This window comes from Photobacterium sp. TLY01 (genome assembly GCF_021432065.1).
Lineage (GTDB): Bacteria > Pseudomonadota > Gammaproteobacteria > Enterobacterales > Vibrionaceae > Photobacterium > Photobacterium halotolerans_A.
The window spans coordinates 906,662-922,493 of sequence record NZ_CP090364.1 but is presented as its reverse complement, the minus strand read 5'-3'; the positions used below and the strand labels follow the sequence as shown (position 1 = coordinate 922,493).

General features: G+C 48.6%; 15 protein-coding genes. 1 reads left to right on the top strand and 14 read right to left on the bottom strand.

Features of this window, described 5'->3' with window-relative positions:
- Window positions 1-88: 88 nt before the first annotated feature.
- The 3 genes from LN341_RS04620 to LN341_RS04610 form a co-directional block, all read right to left on the bottom strand.
- The gene (locus tag LN341_RS04620) at window positions 89-1,339 is read right to left on the bottom strand and encodes a winged helix-turn-helix domain-containing protein (protein ID WP_234204143.1); all 1,251 of its coding nucleotides are present in this window, start codon (window positions 1,337-1,339) and stop codon (window positions 89-91) included.
- A gap of 61 nt (window positions 1,340-1,400) precedes the next feature.
- Window positions 1,401-1,817, bottom strand: a complete 417-nt coding sequence (locus LN341_RS04615) for an ester cyclase (protein WP_234204142.1) — start codon at window positions 1,815-1,817, stop codon at window positions 1,401-1,403.
- Between the two features lie 238 nt (window positions 1,818-2,055).
- Window positions 2,056-3,096, bottom strand: coding sequence for an alkene reductase (locus tag LN341_RS04610; protein WP_234204141.1), 1,041 nt, complete (start codon window positions 3,094-3,096; stop codon window positions 2,056-2,058).
- Window positions 3,097-3,231: 135 nt separating this feature from the next.
- On the opposite strand from LN341_RS04610, the gene LN341_RS04605 reads away from it, so the two are divergent.
- On the top strand, window positions 3,232-3,813 hold the full coding sequence (locus LN341_RS04605) for a TetR/AcrR family transcriptional regulator (protein WP_046219483.1): 582 nt from the start codon (window positions 3,232-3,234) through the stop codon (window positions 3,811-3,813).
- 97 nt (window positions 3,814-3,910) lie between these two features.
- Here the strand turns inward: LN341_RS04605 and LN341_RS04600 are convergent, their stop codons facing one another.
- From LN341_RS04600 to prmB, 11 genes are all read right to left on the bottom strand, one after another.
- Window positions 3,911-7,540 (bottom strand): hypothetical protein, encoded by a 3,630-nt coding sequence (locus LN341_RS04600; protein WP_234204140.1) that lies wholly within the window; start codon window positions 7,538-7,540, stop codon window positions 3,911-3,913.
- A 427-nt stretch (window positions 7,541-7,967) separates the two neighbouring features.
- Window positions 7,968-8,729: a VIT1/CCC1 transporter family protein gene (locus LN341_RS04595; protein ID WP_234204139.1), complete on the bottom strand. Its 762-nt coding sequence runs from the start codon at window positions 8,727-8,729 to the stop codon at window positions 7,968-7,970.
- Between the two features lie 217 nt (window positions 8,730-8,946).
- Window positions 8,947-9,297, bottom strand: coding sequence for a putative quinol monooxygenase (locus LN341_RS04590; RefSeq protein WP_234204138.1), 351 nt, complete (start codon window positions 9,295-9,297; stop codon window positions 8,947-8,949).
- A 201-nt stretch (window positions 9,298-9,498) separates the two neighbouring features.
- Entirely contained in the window at window positions 9,499-9,984 is a 486-nt protein-coding gene (locus tag LN341_RS04585; RefSeq protein ID WP_234204137.1) for a DUF1456 family protein, read from the bottom strand.
- Between the two features lie 111 nt (window positions 9,985-10,095).
- Window positions 10,096-10,722 (bottom strand): LysE family translocator, encoded by a 627-nt coding sequence (locus LN341_RS04580; protein ID WP_234204136.1) that lies wholly within the window; start codon window positions 10,720-10,722, stop codon window positions 10,096-10,098.
- A gap of 86 nt (window positions 10,723-10,808) precedes the next feature.
- On the bottom strand, window positions 10,809-11,207 hold the full coding sequence (locus LN341_RS04575; RefSeq protein ID WP_234204135.1) for a DUF6678 family protein: 399 nt from the start codon (window positions 11,205-11,207) through the stop codon (window positions 10,809-10,811).
- A 63-nt stretch (window positions 11,208-11,270) separates the two neighbouring features.
- Window positions 11,271-11,561: a GFA family protein gene (locus LN341_RS04570; RefSeq protein WP_234204134.1), complete on the bottom strand. Its 291-nt coding sequence runs from the start codon at window positions 11,559-11,561 to the stop codon at window positions 11,271-11,273.
- Between the two features lie 12 nt (window positions 11,562-11,573).
- Window positions 11,574-12,674 (bottom strand): ISAs1 family transposase, encoded by a 1,101-nt coding sequence (locus tag LN341_RS04565; protein WP_234204133.1) that lies wholly within the window; start codon window positions 12,672-12,674, stop codon window positions 11,574-11,576.
- 412 nt (window positions 12,675-13,086) lie between these two features.
- Complete coding sequence (locus tag LN341_RS04560; RefSeq protein ID WP_218383717.1) at window positions 13,087-13,323, bottom strand: helix-hairpin-helix domain-containing protein; 237 nt, start codon at window positions 13,321-13,323, stop codon at window positions 13,087-13,089.
- A 329-nt stretch (window positions 13,324-13,652) separates the two neighbouring features.
- Complete coding sequence (locus LN341_RS04555) at window positions 13,653-14,189, bottom strand: YqhA family protein (protein ID WP_234204132.1); 537 nt, start codon at window positions 14,187-14,189, stop codon at window positions 13,653-13,655.
- A 657-nt stretch (window positions 14,190-14,846) separates the two neighbouring features.
- Window positions 14,847-15,779: a 50S ribosomal protein L3 N(5)-glutamine methyltransferase gene (gene prmB, locus LN341_RS04550; RefSeq protein WP_046219491.1), complete on the bottom strand. Its 933-nt coding sequence runs from the start codon at window positions 15,777-15,779 to the stop codon at window positions 14,847-14,849.
- Between the last annotated feature and the right edge of the window lie 53 nt (window positions 15,780-15,832).

Genomic DNA, 15,832 nt, shown 5'->3' with positions numbered 1-15,832 from the left:
CATCTTGCAGCGACCTGCCTATGAACGACAAAAACCTGATCTTCATACGCAGGCGGCTGCCCTTCTTTTTCAGCGACCTGTGGCTTTTTCAGCGATCTGTTGCGGATTCCTGCTCATCTTTCAGCGCCTTCAGCGCACTTTGTAACTGTGACTCAAGTGGTTTGGGAGAAGCCTGAGTCAAAGACACTGTATTACACGCTTGGAAATCACAAAACTGCGCGACAGCCACAGCAAAGGCGGCAATCAGCTGTTCTTCATCAAAGCGATGGTTTTCGATATGCAGAGATTTAATTTCCAGATGACTGATCTTGCGGTGCGCTTTGCAATCCATCCGCCCAATAAACTCACCGCGATAGAGCAGCGGCAGGCAGAAATAGCCATACTTTCGTTTGGCTTCAGGCACATAGCATTCAATCTGATAGTCATAGTCAAACAGTGCTTTGAGACGGTCGCGCTGAATGACTGCATTATCGAACGGAGACAGGATCAGCATGCGCTGATTCAGCCGGGGAACCGGACGCTCCAGTGCGCCGGCTTCCATCACGAAGATTTCTCCGCTGCTGACTTTCACTTGTTCCAGCTCGCCCAGCGCCAGCTTTTCCTGCACTAAATCTTTCACCGCTTTGCGCAGTTCGGTGCTTCGGCGCAGATAAGTCAGTCCTTTCATGGACATCAACCCATGGCTGCACAACTGACGCTCCAGCAAATGCGCTGCGAAATCCGCCGTCTCTGGCATTTGGGTGTCCACGTGGGCGGGCAGCACCCGCTCGGTTAAATCGTAGGTTTTCTGAAAGCCTTCGCGACTACTGACCATCAGGTCACCTTCCATATACAGCTGTTCGAGGGCTTTTTTGGCAGGTTTCCAGTCCCACCAGCCTGCTCGTTTCTTCGCTTTGGTCTCGACATCTCTGGAGCGAAGCGGGCCATCCGAACGGATACGGGCCAGCAACTCCCCCATCAGTTTCTGATCCCGCTCCCGGTACCAGTGAATCTGCCCGCTTTTGATGGCCTGTTTATAAGGCAGGGAAAAGCGAAAATCAGCCATGGGAAGAAACGCTGCCGCATGCGACCAGTATTCAAAAATGTCGCCGTTCAGCAACATCTGGTTGGTCATCTCGGGTTTAAACTGAGGTACTCTGGAATGAATGACATGATGATGTGCGCGCTCCACCACAGAGATGGTGTCTATCTGCACATAGCCTAAGTGGTGAATCGCTTTGCGTGCTCCGGTCAGGCCGCGCCCATAAGGCTGAGCCTGAAGTAAACCCTGTGCAGCCAACGCCAGGCGCCGTAAACGCGCCAGATCCTGCGGCCGTTTTATTTCTATCACTGTCATCATTCCCTAATGAACCTCAATTTTGTTGCCTTTAACCGCCGGTGACTGCCTTTCGTTACCAGCATTACATCCACCCCAACTGCTGGAGACTGATGCCATCGTTCCATATTTTCGTCATATGCCGAATCAGATTTCCCTCAAATTGCATCACATAGACATAGTCTGCTTCAACCGTTTTTCCTGTCGGATCAACCGGTCCACCCGGACCACTGCTGGTGCCATGGAAAACGGCATAAGCGGCAACACATGACCGTTTCTCATCTTCCGCAAAAAACTTAAGATCATAACGGCCATCCGGTAACGGCGTGAATAGATCTTTCATCCATTCAGTATATGCCTGCAGCGAATTCACCTCAGCAAGCACCGCTGTTTGCGATGAGAAAGTCGCATCTGAATGACAATAGGTTTTACACACTTGCCAGCCTTTTCCTGTTTCACACGCTTCGAAAAACAGTCTTGCTTGAGCCAGTAAAACACTCATCTTGGTATCCTTGTTATATCAGTTACAGAACCCATGACTGAGTGTGGCTTACCGGGGGAGACTGGCGTGACTCACTTTATACACATTACCAATCATTGCACGGCTTCTCCCTGTGACCGATTCAAGCAGCCGATGGAAAAAGTGCGACGGGTCAGATTCAAAAGTCATTTTTGCTCACCCAACAAAAAACGGAAGGCAAAGCCTTCCGTTCGATTTATATAACAAGGTAAAACTTTGCTTATACCAGCTCGGCCAGCATGGTATCGGAGTATTCGGTGAGTGCTTCGCCGGCTCGGACTTTGGCGACATAATCGGGATTGGCAATCAAGGGACGGCCAATCGCCAGCAAGTCGAACTTACCACTGGCAATCGCCTGGCTGCCGCTTTCCGGTGTAAAACCACCCACGCCAACCAGCGTCTTACTGTAACGTGAGCGCATATACTCAGAAGCCGTGCCGCCCAGATAATCAAATGCCATACTGTCGTCGAACACGCCCACATGCAAAAACGCCAGGTTACGGGATTCCAGCTCACCCAGAAGATAATCAAACACCTCGCGATCGCGGGCATCAGCATCCATATTGAAGTAAGCGCCCGGTGACAGGCGCAGTGCTGTGCGATCTTCGCCAATGGCTTTCACTACGGCATCGACCACGGCCAGCGGGAAGCGCGCCATGTTTTCTGGGCTGCCGCCGAATTCATCTTCTCGCACGTTGCTGCTGTAGTGCAGGAACTGATCGATCAGATAGCCATTCGCACCGTGAATCTCGACACCATCAAAGCCCGCTTCCAGCGCATTAATCGCCGCCTGGGCGTAATCGGCAATCAGCTCTTCGATCTCTTCCTTGCTCGCCGGTTTAGGCACGACATAAGTCAGCTCGCGCATCCGCGGTACTGTACCTTCCACACCCAGCGCAGAAGGCGCCAGCACATCATCGCCGCCGAAGAAATGAGGGTGTGCAACACGCCCGGTATGCCATAACTGAGCAAAAATTTTGCCGCCATTGTCATGCACTTTATCGGTCACCTTACGCCAGCCCGCAATTTGTGCCGGGGTGTACAACCCGGGTGTATTCGGGTAACCCTGCCCATCCGGACGGATGATAGTCGCTTCAGAAATGATCAAACCAGTATCCGCCCTGCGAGCATAATAATCGGCCATCGCCTGAGTCGGCACCAGCTCATCATCCGCCATACAGCGGGTTAAAGGCGCCATCAGCAGGCGATTTTTCAGCGTGATTGAAGCGTTCAGTGCTACAGCTTGAAACAAGTTATCCATTGTCACTACACCTAGTCAGTAATTCTTGAATGCTCATTCAAATTAGTCGATCTTGAATGGACGTTCAAGTATTTTTTGAATGCGCATTCAAGATCGGATAAAATCCCTGCAGGCCACATGGATAAGAGAAAATTAATGCGCAGCGCCGAATTTGACCGCGAAACGGTGTTACATTCCGCGATGGATGCCTTTATCGCCAAGGGTTACAGCAAAACCAGCATGCAGGATCTCAAGCAGGCTACCGGTCTGCATCCGGGGTCTATCTATTGTGCGTTTACCAATAAGCGCGGCTTGCTGGTGGCGGCACTGGAACAGTACCAAAAAGAGCGTGATCTCGCGTTTCAGGCACTGTTTGAGAATCAGCCGTCCGCCATGGCGGGTATTGCTGCTTATCTGGAACAAATGGTGATCGAATGCGAGCAGGAACAGATTAAAGATTGTCTGTTGCAGAAAGCCCTGAGCGAACTGGCGCAGGACGATAAAGAAATTGAGCGACTGATCAGCCACAAACTGAAAGATTGGGAACAACGCTTCGCCCACAAATTTGCACAGGCGATTCGCGATGGAGAAATCGCGGGTAATCGCAGCGCGGAAGAATTAGCCCGCTATCTGGTGATGGGTATTTACGGCATTCGCGCCTATTCGCACACCTGCCCCGCACCTGGTGTCTTGCGCGAGCTGAGTGAAGAACTGTTCAGGAATATTCGGGGACGATAATGTCTGATAGCGGGCAAATCCTGTTTCTGTCCAACGCTGAAAACAAGATCTGCCCTAATCTGAAGTAATACAGCTCAATTCGCCCGGAGAATTACCATCAACCGGATTGGCCGATTAACGCCAGGGTACTGTTGATATCATCCTGATCATACCCCTGCTGCATCAGTTCATATTGAACCTGTTCGCGCAACTTTTCTGCAGCTTTCCGGTTGCTATCCAGCCATTCGGCTAACCCATAATCCTCATACCAGTCTCGGACACTCTCCGCCCAGCACTCGCCCCGCGCATGAGTCAGTCTGGCTTGTATCACCGGCAGGAAAACCTCAAAGCCGCCGTGAATCCCCTCTTTGTATCGGCAATAGTGATCAAACAGATCATCAATTTGCTCTCCGGTCCCTTTGTACTCAGTGATGACAGACAAGGCTTTCAGGTATTCAACATAGAGCGGAATGTAACGGCTGTGTGCTTCGGCCAGCATACCGGCGGCATAATGACCATAAGGCAGCTCTTCGATGTAAAACGCTGAACTGACCTGATTGTCCTGATACCAGCGGATTTGATCTTTCAGATAGGCTTCCAGCACCTCCCAGGCACCCAACGCTTTGGCTTTGTCAAACAGGCAGTACGATATCGCCTCGCCATAAACACGCGGCTTTTTCAGATCGAGCTGTTCGAGCAGGCTTTTATCCATGGATTGCTCCAACTGGCGGATCTCCTGTCCCATGAATCGCAGTTCAAACCGTTTTTCGTAGTCGTAACACAGAGGATCCAGTGAGACACGCGCATCAGGATGACGAAGCTCTTCCTGCCAGCGGCTCAGCGCTGCTGCCATCGCCTTTGGAGAGTCAATCGCGGCAATCCGGCTGAGTTCCTGCTGATAAAGTTCATCGCGCTGCAGATACAGTGATTGTAATAACTCAGCCTGGGAATGTTCTCTCAGGAGTGCCTGCTGAGCAGGATCCTCAATGTTCAGCATCTCTTTGACCGCATCAACACGCTCTTTGGCATCCGCGTCGCTGCGGCAATATCTCTCGGCATCAGCCTGAACAACGGCAATGAAATCACCCACTTTATTGTTCTGATACAGCCAGTCACGAATTGGAATCACCTCACACCAATGTGCAACATCCTCCCAGCCACACTGGCCTTCAGCATACGTCAGACGGGCAAGAATGATCGGATAAGTGTCTGCGCTGATCCCCAGCTCAGGGATGATCTCGCGCAGAAATTCACCCACAGTTTCTTCTGGCACAGCCAGACGCAATGAGGTCAGGTATTGCGCATAAAGCGGACCATAACTTGCGTCATGGCGTAACAAGGCTTCTGCGGCGTAATTGCCATAAGTTGTCTGATCAAAATACCAGGCGTTCCCTTCGCTGTTTTCATCCAGCCACTGAATTTGGGCTTTCAGGTAACGCTCCAGCGCGTCCCAGCATTGCAATGCCTCCGCTTTTTCAAACAAGGCATCCAGAAAGGTATTGATATCCAGATCATAATAATCGCCTTCCGAGACGGCGAAGCTGTCCATCAAGTCTGTAAAGTAGCTTTCGATTTCAGCTTCCAGAGCCAGATGCGCTTCGGTTTTGAACCGTTGACGAAAGCGCGAGGTGTAATTAATACTGGCAATCTCCGGATCAATATAAGCCTTGTGGCTTTCGTTCAGCCACTCATCGAGCAGCACGCTAATCTGCGCCTGGGTCTCAGCTTCACTTACCCGATCAATCTGGTGCTGGTAAGCGTCCCTGGCTTCTTGCTCTTTGACGGCGAGTTGCGCCAGCAGTTCAGCAGGTATGCTGGCACGTACTTCTTCATCCGAACGCCGGGGAGCATCATTGTCATTGTCCTCCTCGTCTTCGTCCGCATCATCAAAGTCTTCTTCGTGGTAGGCCATCGTGTCAGGCAAAGACTGATAGAAGCTGTCCCATTCAGGGCTATTACCGTGACGTGATTCCAGCAGGCGGACTCCCTCCCCGGTAAAAAACGCTTCATGATCCGGGTCGATGGCATTCAGGTAACGGCTAATCAGCGGCAGCCAACGACTGTCAGATAGGCCAAGATGCAGTGCGCAATCTGCCAGTGCCGGTTTTTCATTTTCACTGAAACAATAATCAGCGCCTTCGTAAGCGATAAAACTGTTCAGAATATCTGCCATCAATTCTGCAGCTGATTCAAAAGGCAGCTGTATCACTGTGCTGAAAAACTGTTCTTCATTCCAGACTTCTTTGCCGTCTGTAAAAGCGAGGATCAGATGATTTCCGGTACAAAAATTTGCCATATCACTGCATTTCAGCGACAGGTAATAAAGCGCAGCCCCCAGCGCCTGTTCAGACCCGAAATCGGCAACTCTGGTTTTCCGCTTTCCCAGCAGCGCCAGATGCAGTTTCTGCTCGTCACTTTGCTTGTGCGGCTGAGACCAGTCATCTCCCCAGTCACAGACCTCTTCCTGCACCACAGACCAGCCCTCAAGCGCTGCACTTGGACTTGTCATTGCCAGAGCAGCCAGCTGCTCCGTCGATAACCTCAGAGTATACAAATCATGCCAGCCACCCAGCAGGATCCTCGGCTTGGCCGGAGAAGGCATCGCCTGCAGCAGGCTTGCCTCGCTTCGAGACGTACGAATTCGCTCCGGGTCCGCTTTATCGGCAACGGCCAGAACAGGAGAACGCCACTGGCCATCCAGGGCCGTTTTGCGTATGGCATGATCGTGCCAGCAAACCCAGAGGGCATCCTCCTGCTCACTGAACTGCAAACTATTTATGCGTTGGATCAATGCGGCCTGATCTCTTTGATTTTCCGGATCAAAACGACTGCCCAGATCCTCTGCTGAATAAGAACGCACCGGGATACGCAACATCAGCTCTTGCACAGGTAACGGCGCCTCTCCTGCTGGCGGAATACGGTTCAAATCAATCAGGTTGACCTGCTGGAGATAGCCTGGCTGGCCCATGTCATGACCGGGTGTCGTTTCAATCGCCATACCGGGCATTGCCAGCAGACCACGCTTGATATCCACGGCAATACAGCACCTCTCCGGGTTCCACCGCTTCGGCGGCGTCTCCAGCCGCTGAACACGAATACTGGCTTTCCCCTGGGGCAGGTTCAGATCGATCCGCATCAGAAATTGCAGCGGACGACTTTTCAGGTCGGTAAAACTGCGCTCACCGCAGGCATAAAGAATCAGGCTGTTATCCGGCCCCGCGAAGAGAAAGTCATCAAATTGAATCTCGTACAGGGGCAACAGATTGCCCGATGGCTCGTCATTGTCCTCGTCTTCTTCAGCAGAACAATCCAGCTCTATCGGATAGGAACGGCTCAGTTTGGTGCCGGTAAACTGCCAGAATTCCACGCTATGATTGTCAGCCCACTCCGGTTCAAACAAAACAGCCAGTGTCCGGCCATCAGAGAGAATGACCGCCCGGATATCATCGATGCCGTAGTCATAAATAAAATCTGCCTTTTGATTCTTCTCATCCACCAGATATAAACAACCACTGCGGTCATAAGCGATACGGCATCGCTCATAACCAGGTTCGGCACTGAAAAAACCGGTCAGATTGATATTGCCTTTGGCTTTCAACAGCGCAGTGGCCCAAACCAGAGTTAAATTCGCTTCATCGTGATTCGGGCTGAGGTAATAAACCCGTGGCGCACCATGTTCAGGATCGATATAGATGAGTTCTTGCGTCCCGCTATCCGGATCAAGGCCTGCATTCATAAAGTTACTCATGATTTATTCCTGCTTATTTTTGCACCCATTTTTATGCCAGATGCGAGATCACAACATTCTCTTTATCGATCAGCGAATTGACGAAAGCCTTCTACAAAAAGAATATCTTCTTGGTAACAAGTACACTGAAGGTGAGCATATCTGAATTTTTTTGGCTTCATCAGACGGGAAACCATCCAAGTTTCTTTTATTGGATCGCCATACCAATCATGAATGGTCAACCTGACCGAATGAGCAACACATATTCGGGTTCACACTCAGTGATCGAATCCCTGATAGGCCATGATGTCAGATCGTTGCGTGAACCTTAATTTATTGCGGTCTTTTCGATTGCAGTATTGAGTCCACTTATCAAACTCAACTGAAATAACATCAGGACCATGGTTGATACGCAGATTTTTAGGGGCTCTGTTCGGATTCAATGCCCCTACATCGCCACGATCCCAAAAATTTCCCGAAGAACGTAACCGACCAGAAAGGCCAGCGAGGCAGCGACGCCACCGGTGAGAAGCGTGCTGATTCCGGCAAGAAAGACGGGCTTGGCAAAAAACCGGCTTTTCAAAGCACCAATTGAAAAGAACATAAGCGCGGCAAGACAGGCACTGAAGGTAAACTGCCCGGATTGTTCTAATCCGGAGATCATGAAGGGTATTAACGGCACAGATCCAACAAGCACAAACGACGTAAATGTGGCAATAGCGGCCTTCACCGGATTTCGGTGTGTTTTTTGCACCCCATGCTCCTCAATGAGCATGGTATCAATCCATAACTGCTGATCGGCGCTGATGGTGTCTACAATTTTTTCCAGCGTCTCCCCGGAGAAACCTTTATTTTTGAAGATTTGCCGAATCTCTTCCCTTTCGCCTTCAGGTATCTTTTTGATGTGTTCCTGTTCTTGATCGCGAAGGCTTTTAATAAATTCGCCCTGAGTCTTAATCGATTCATAATTGCTGACAGCCATACTGAAACCATCGGCGAGCAAATTTGCAAACCCCAGCACCAGAGCCACAATGGGCGAAAAGCCCGCGCCAACAACACCAGAGACCACAGCAAAGGTGGTTACGCAGCCATCAATCCCCCCGAGAACCATATCTGACGCAAGGTTTTCCTTCGCCGGCTTTGTCAGCCTCTCTCGGATCACCTCAGGTCGATGTTCTCTGGAAAGTTTTTCACCGTTTTCATCAGCCATGCACCCGCAACCCCGCACGATTCTGCAATGCCTCACGTATGCAAGCGTTGCCTCGTAAGACTTGCTCCGTAAGCATAGCCCAACCGCTCTATCGTGTGGCGGGGTCATGCGGCAGGTGGGCCGGTTCGGCGGCGGTGAGAAAAACACCGCAAGCGGCACACATTCCGCTGAGCCGCTTGCGGTGAACACAAATCAAGATGAGCACTATACGCAGCGGTTAGTCGTAAACAGGGGCGTCAAAGTTGTACCCTTCATCGGAATAGGCCGTCACGATTGCATCTTCAACCAAGCCTGATTCCGCTTTCACCTGGGTTTCGAAAAAGTGTTGAATTTGTTGCCGGCGACCATGCGCAGACCAGTCTTCAGCGCTTGCCCAGATTTCGTTAAATACGATGGGATAGTCGTTTCTGGTCGCACTCGGGTGGTCGATCTGGCGGGTCAGGATGTATTGCACGCAGCCTTCCTCACGAAGCGAATCCGGTTCCAGTGCTTTCAGCACTTCAAACAGTTCGGCTTCTTTGCCTGCTTTGGGTTTAAATTGAGCCAACACATAAACGCGACTTGTCATTCGATTTCCTTTCTATTTCTGAACGTTAAGAGAATGTCGTCAGCAAACGATAGCATAGAAGTGGGAAAGTTGAAGGCTGCCAGGAGCAATGTGGTGAAATGGCGTCAAATCAAGAAGAAAGCTTAGCAATACTTCTGCTTGATTCTTTGACGCCATCATCAGTCTGTTCCGAACAGAACAGGGGAAGCTATGGATTTATCATTACGCGCCGGATTCTGTACCGCTAGCGTTGGCACCTGACTGGCGCTGAACAGCGGATAAAAATTGACGCAGGATGTCGTCTTTACATTCCCGGTAATGCTTGTTTTCTGGTTTGCGGAAAAAGGCACTCAGTTCATGCTTGCTTAAGCTCACACCAACCGTCTGCAACATCCCAAGAATCTCTTCTGCTTTTAAATTCAGGGCAATGCGTAATTTCTGGAATACCATATTGTTGTTCAGGTGTGCTTCCGGTTTGGGTTGCTCACCGTCGCGCTTACCACGTTTGAAATTGATCAGCCCATTCAGAAACACGGCTAATTCTGTGTCTGTCAGCTTGATAAAGGTCTCGGCAGCGTCTTTTTCTAACCAACCCGCAACCTGTTCTTCGGTTGCACTGAAATCCGCCATCGCGAAGATTTCAATCATAGTATTGTTTTTAAAATCAAAGGTATCGCGTACACGACGCAAGATATCATTATTGGTCAAAATAGATCCTAGTCTTAGGTATGCCATGGCAATCAACACGATTGCTGGAGAACGGCGATTTTACCAGACTTGCGAGCCAAGCCCTATCAATTGCTCATGTCGCCGCAAAGCTTATTTTCCACTCGCACTGAGCAGCAACTTCAAACTGGCGGCTCCGAAAAACAATGCAAACAGACTTTCAAATCCCCTTTTGGACCTGAGGTAAAGCTGCCGGATCCCTGAGCGGGAAAAAAGCGCTGCGTAGCCCAGAAAAATAGATGCACTGACCAAACCAACCACAAGAATGACAGAGATCAGATCAGCGGGTCTGGCCGCTGCTGGCACGCCCATGGAATACAGAGCGCCAAAAAACAACACGGCTTTGGGGTTCGTCAGATGAATCAGCAGACCTTTTAAGTAATTGCCTTTTGCTGTCGATATCTGACTGTCTGGCAGTGTTAACGAAGCCGATTGAAAAGCGGATCGTAACGACTTCCATGCTAAATACAGCAAATACAACGCCCCGCAGTACCTCATCGTTTCAAAAAGCCACACATTCGTATGCATTAAGGCTGCCAGACCAAACGCGGCAAAAGCAGACCACAACAATGAACCGGTAAGCACGCCGGCGGCCAGCGATAACCCCAGATAACGTCCATGCTTCATAGAGGCACCGGCTATCGCTAACGTCGCTGGCCCCGGGCTGGCAATCGCTGCGAAAGCAGACACAATAATGAGCAGATAATTAATCTCTTCCATTGTTTTCTGACTCCCTGTTTGGGCTGATGAAGACTGATTTTATTGTTTATCCCTCATCGAGATATTTGACCAACAACATGTGCTGATTACGGCTTGTACCCGTAGATTGTGACACCTTCTGCATCAGTATCAATTTCAAAGCACCCTATCATACTAAGCTGTTCGATCATGATAGAAAGGTTCTGCGTTTTATACTGTGTCGGTGCATTTTCATATGGCTTGTATCCAACGCGATTTGGCAGTTTAAGCCACTCAATTTTCTTGAATTCAAACGGACCATTCAAAGCCCCACAATCACCAACATAGTTTTCACCAAGTTGTTCGTCATCGGGAACAAAACCATGTTTTGCTTCGTCCTCCCCAACGAGTTTCCAAATACAATTTTCCAGTACTAAATGAGAGTCATTAATGACGCGAAATAGTTTCCTCCATTTCGCATTGGACATACACGAATACGAAAATTTAGCGCTCTCTCTATCCAACACAATGCTCTCCAGATTTTCATGTAACCCGCAATAAGATAAGCCGCATCAGACAACCACGCACACCTAATCTTCGCGACTTTCGGAAAACGTCTGTAAATTGGAATGCAATTGACACCAGTTTGGCTTGTATGCGGTGTAAATTTGAGCATCGACTTGAACGGGAATATCGCCGTCAAACGCCGAGATAGCGAGCTCAATGTCATCCGGCGTCGCATTTTTTACGCGAAATCCCAAACTGGAACCGCAATGGGAACAAAAGGTTCGAATCGTGCCATTGGGGGCAACGAACTCTTTCAGCAACTGCTTGCCAGAAAGCCAGTTTAAGCCCTGCACCCCAACCCAGGGCGGGAGCATACTTTGCTCACTTTATAGCCCGAAGAAAACTCTTGTCCGATAATCATCGCTCCAAGCAGCCTTTTTCAGTTTTACTTTTTGGCTTGGGGCGCCACAGTCACACTGTTTTAGCATGTTCATTACAAAACGCCTGAATAGCGCTATATTTTCAACCGCACCATCTAGGGTTATTCGTGAGCTATCTTCTTTTAAAACAACATCTAACACATAATGCTGGCTGTTCTCTATACGCCAATGCTGACGAATATAATGCCCGAGAAGCTTATGCTTTGGTGACAATGAACTCACGTAATAAGACGTTTCGACGCTACCTTTACCTTTGATAACACGATGCCGCTCCACGGCGATGATACTTCGAACCGTCGGCCACTTTTCTTTCAAATCGTCGGGTAAATTGGCCTTCAGCTGAAAAACATACCGCTCTTCTTTACGACCATGTTGCTCTTGAACAATTTCTGTAACAACTTGCTCTTTTTGTGCGTCGAATACCGCCTGAAACTGAGAAACAACGGCTTCACGAAGCTTTGGCTGGTTGTTTTTCACTTGAACGACAATGTGCGCTTTTTTCTCTGAAATTTTTTCGAGAGTTTCGCGCTGACAATGCAAAGCGTCGAGCGTGATGATACTTCCTTTTACATTAATTATATCAAGTAGTTGCCTCACAACACTGATTTCACCATTTTTGCTTTCAGTTGGCTTTTGGCTAAGGACTAAACCACGTTCAGTATCGTAGGCAGTGACGAGCTGTAAGGCGTTTTTCTTATCGCCACGATAGGCACCACGCAGTACCTTGCCATCAAAAGCGATGACTGGCTTGTTTTGAGTCGTTCGCTGGTCATTAATCCAAAGAGCGAGTGCTTCAAGTAATGACTCTGCCACCACCGAACGTAATATGCGAGCAATGGTATGTCGGCGCGGGATACCATGTGTAAACGGGCGGTACTTTCGCAACCAGTGAAGCTTCTCATCACCATAAGTTTCAATGTCTTGCCAGCCTTCACAACCTGATGTGATGGCACTGATAACAAGGAAGATGACATCAACAAGATCATGCTTTCGATTAATGTCAGAGCGGTTTTCTGTCACCACAGAAAGATATTCAATAAGGTTCAATTTCGTAGGCTAGTTAAGAGTTTACGTTTATTAGATCATAGTTTTTAACAAAGTGCGATCCCGCCCTGGCACCCCAACCAGAGTTCCAAAAGCAGCACCATGAAATTTACGACACATAGAACAATAACAGTTCGCCGCCTGTTCACTGAAACCGTTAACAGAAAACTGAACGCCCCGGCATAAACAAGACCCTTGGTATGTGTTACTCATCTTACGTTTCCCCCCACTGCACTGGATCAACCCGATTCCACACGAACCGGAGGCCACTCTGCCACATTCGGTTCATGGTATTGATTTAGCGAAACATAGCTTCGTTATCCACACTGAAAATCACCAAGACAAAGTGTTAACAAGGACGGAAAAATCCAGCAGCTGCACCCGAATCCCTTGCTCTGTATGGCTACCGCTCTGGTTACACACTTTCTTTGGCACATAAAATGGCAGCCGCAATAGCAGCTTTGGCTTGGGGGCTATTTTTCCAGCAGGTGGTTCGTAACATGGAAGCCACCATTTCAGCGATATCATCGACCTGATAAGTGGCTAAATCAGACAGAGTGTTGATTCCAATTTCCTCGAACCTTTTGATGACAGTCGGGCCAACACCTTTCACAGCCAAAAGCAGCTCTCTTTCTCGATCAGAAAATGCCATAAGATCTCCTTCTTCATATATAACGAGTAACATCCTCTACATCAGAAAATATTCAGATCCAATAAAATCATTCAATCGAAGGTCTTTAATATTTTTTAAAATATTCCGTCAGTTATCATCGAAGTGGGAATCTTTAGCATTGCTCATTACGGGACAAAAAATAATAATCTCGTACGTTCGCTAAAGATCATGCTATTATCAAGCTGTCTTGAGGTGCCACTTTGATATCAATGGCACCAGTAATGGCACAAAATCTATATGATTGATTAACTAGATATACCGAATAAAAAATATGCTCTCACTTAAACTTTTATATTATTTCATACAGCTTATTTTCCATTATAGTTCTCTCTCTTCTTATCATTATTTATATTCATCAGATAAACAGATACTGCTAGTGCCAAAACAGACAATGCTAAGTATATCGCATCCAGTGGCGTGGAAAACCGAATATCCACAACCGCCCTGAAAAACTCGATGATTACTGCAAGGATGACAACCCGAACAATCTTATCCTTAAGCTCATCAAATGTTTGAATATTAAAAGGGTGTGCGAGATTACTATCCACCAATTCATCAATTGGTGAAATAAACAGCCTATATGAACCAACACCAAAAATAAGAAGAACAACCGCCACCAAATAAATATCGATGGCAATAATTATATCAGTAATAATGAACTCGTGTATATCATGACCATTTCGACCAAGATAATAATAAAATGCTTTCTTAGTCACCTCAAGTATATCCAAGGTACCAACTAGAAAAAGAACTAAGGAGCCAAGCAGACTAGAAACAACAGCAATTAGAACCAGAAACCTTGAGCTCCACAGTAACTTTTCGAAAAATACTTCAATCTTTTTCATAAAATGCAACCTTTAAAACTCGTGATAAATACCTGGGTCGTATTCATTTAAAGCCGAATCCCATTACCTCGACCATCCGCGGCTAAACACTCAGGTGGACTATACATAACGAATAGCATGAACTCCCCCCCTCGCTAGACCTTACACACTTGGTAAATCTGATTACCGAATCATTAGATACAACCATGCCACAATCTGTCTATGGTGTTGATTTAACAATATACTATTTCAGCATCCACGGTGGGGTAAATCAGGCAATGCTCTATTTATTGTCGATATTGATCGGGCCACGATAAGGTTCAGCACCTAGCCCGAGAAAGTAACCAAGGTCGATTCGCAGACAAGGGGATGACCAATAAAACACTGTATCCACTGCCCAGCACTGACTTTTCCATCGACCAGTACGATGTCCAGTGAGTCTCACTGTGAAAGACGCTACCGCCCCTGACAATCAAGTCACCTCGGTTTAGATAGTGAAGCTCGGTTTATTAAGCATCATATGGTGATATGGGAGAGGTATCATTATTATGCGAATTTGGTGTGTCGTATCTGTGGCTTAGAACAACTTTTAGAGGGATGTGATGAAAAAATCGCAGACAAAAACAGCCAGATTGCAATCTGGCTGTTTCGTTTTATTTAAGAGCGCTGAAGCAGGAATCAGTCTTTGTAGTCGGCGAAGTCGCCCGCACAATCGACCAGTTGTTCACGGGTCATCATGAAGACGCCGTGGCCGCCGTTTTCAAATTCCAGCCAGGTGAACGGGATGTGTGGATACTGCTCTTCCATATGGATCATGGAGTTACCGACTTCACAAATCAGAATACCGTCGTCTGCCAGATAATCCGGGGCATTGGCCAGAATGCGGCGCACCAGATCCAGGCCATCAAAACCGGCAGCCAGACCCAGTTCAGGCTCATGACGGAATTCTTCCGGCAGACTGTCCATGTCTTCCTGATCCACATAAGGCGGGTTGGATACGATGATATCGTACTTGTCTTTGGGTACGTCACGCAGCAGATCCGAATGCAGCGGGATCACCTGCTGTTCCAGACCGTGGTCGTGAATGTTCTGCTCGGCCACTGCCAGGGCATCGGTGGAAATATCCACCAGATCCACTTCGGCTTCCGGGAACGCATAGGCACAGGCGATGCCGATACAGCCACTGCCGGTACACAAGTCCATGATGCGGGTGGGTTCACGGGTCAGGAAAGGTTCGAACCCGTTATCAATCAGTTCGCCAATCGGTGAGCGTGGCACCAGCACGCGCTCGTCGACAAAAAATTCCAGGCCACAAAACCAGGCTTTATTGGTCAGGTAGGACACAGGAGTACGCTCGGTCACCCGGCGCACCACGCGCTCGACAATCGTTCGGCGCTCGCTGCTGGTCAGGCGCGAGAAACGCGCGTCAGCCGGAATATCTATCGGCAGGTGCAGGGTTGGCAGCACCAGCTGCACCGCTTCATCCCAGGCATTGTCTGTGCCGTGGCCATAAAACAGGCCGGCATCGTTGAATCGGCTGACGGTCCAACGTAGCATATCCTGCAGTGTGTGAAGTTCGTTGACGGCTTCGTCGACAAAAATCTTATCCAAAATAGCCTCCAAATGGCGCTACAATACCGCGATAAAGTAGTTGGAAATTCATT

Bases quoted from the DNA above. Each gene is read 5' to 3' on its own strand.
- LN341_RS04595 (WP_234204139.1), bottom strand. From the start codon at position 8,729: ATGGCTGATGAAAACGGTGAAAAACTTTCCAGAGAACATCGACCTGAG.
- LN341_RS04580 (WP_234204136.1), bottom strand. From the start codon at position 10,722: ATGGAAGAGATTAATTATCTGCTCATTATTGTGTCTGCTTTCGCAGCG.
- LN341_RS04570 (WP_234204134.1), bottom strand. From the start codon at position 11,561: ATGCTCCCGCCCTGGGTTGGGGTGCAGGGCTTAAACTGGCTTTCTGGC.
- LN341_RS04560 (WP_218383717.1), bottom strand. From the start codon at position 13,323: ATGGCATTTTCTGATCGAGAAAGAGAGCTGCTTTTGGCTGTGAAAGGT.
- LN341_RS04600 (WP_234204140.1), bottom strand. From the start codon at position 7,540: ATGAGTAACTTTATGAATGCAGGCCTTGATCCGGATAGCGGGACGCAA.
- LN341_RS04615 (WP_234204142.1), bottom strand. From the start codon at position 1,817: ATGAGTGTTTTACTGGCTCAAGCAAGACTGTTTTTCGAAGCGTGTGAA.
- LN341_RS04610 (WP_234204141.1), bottom strand. From the start codon at position 3,096: ATGGATAACTTGTTTCAAGCTGTAGCACTGAACGCTTCAATCACGCTG.
- LN341_RS04620 (WP_234204143.1), bottom strand. From the start codon at position 1,339: ATGATGACAGTGATAGAAATAAAACGGCCGCAGGATCTGGCGCGTTTA.
- LN341_RS04555 (WP_234204132.1), bottom strand. From the start codon at position 14,189: ATGAAAAAGATTGAAGTATTTTTCGAAAAGTTACTGTGGAGCTCAAGG.
- LN341_RS04590 (WP_234204138.1), bottom strand. From the start codon at position 9,297: ATGACAAGTCGCGTTTATGTGTTGGCTCAATTTAAACCCAAAGCAGGC.
- LN341_RS04605 (WP_046219483.1), top strand. From the start codon at position 3,232: ATGCGCAGCGCCGAATTTGACCGCGAAACGGTGTTACATTCCGCGATG.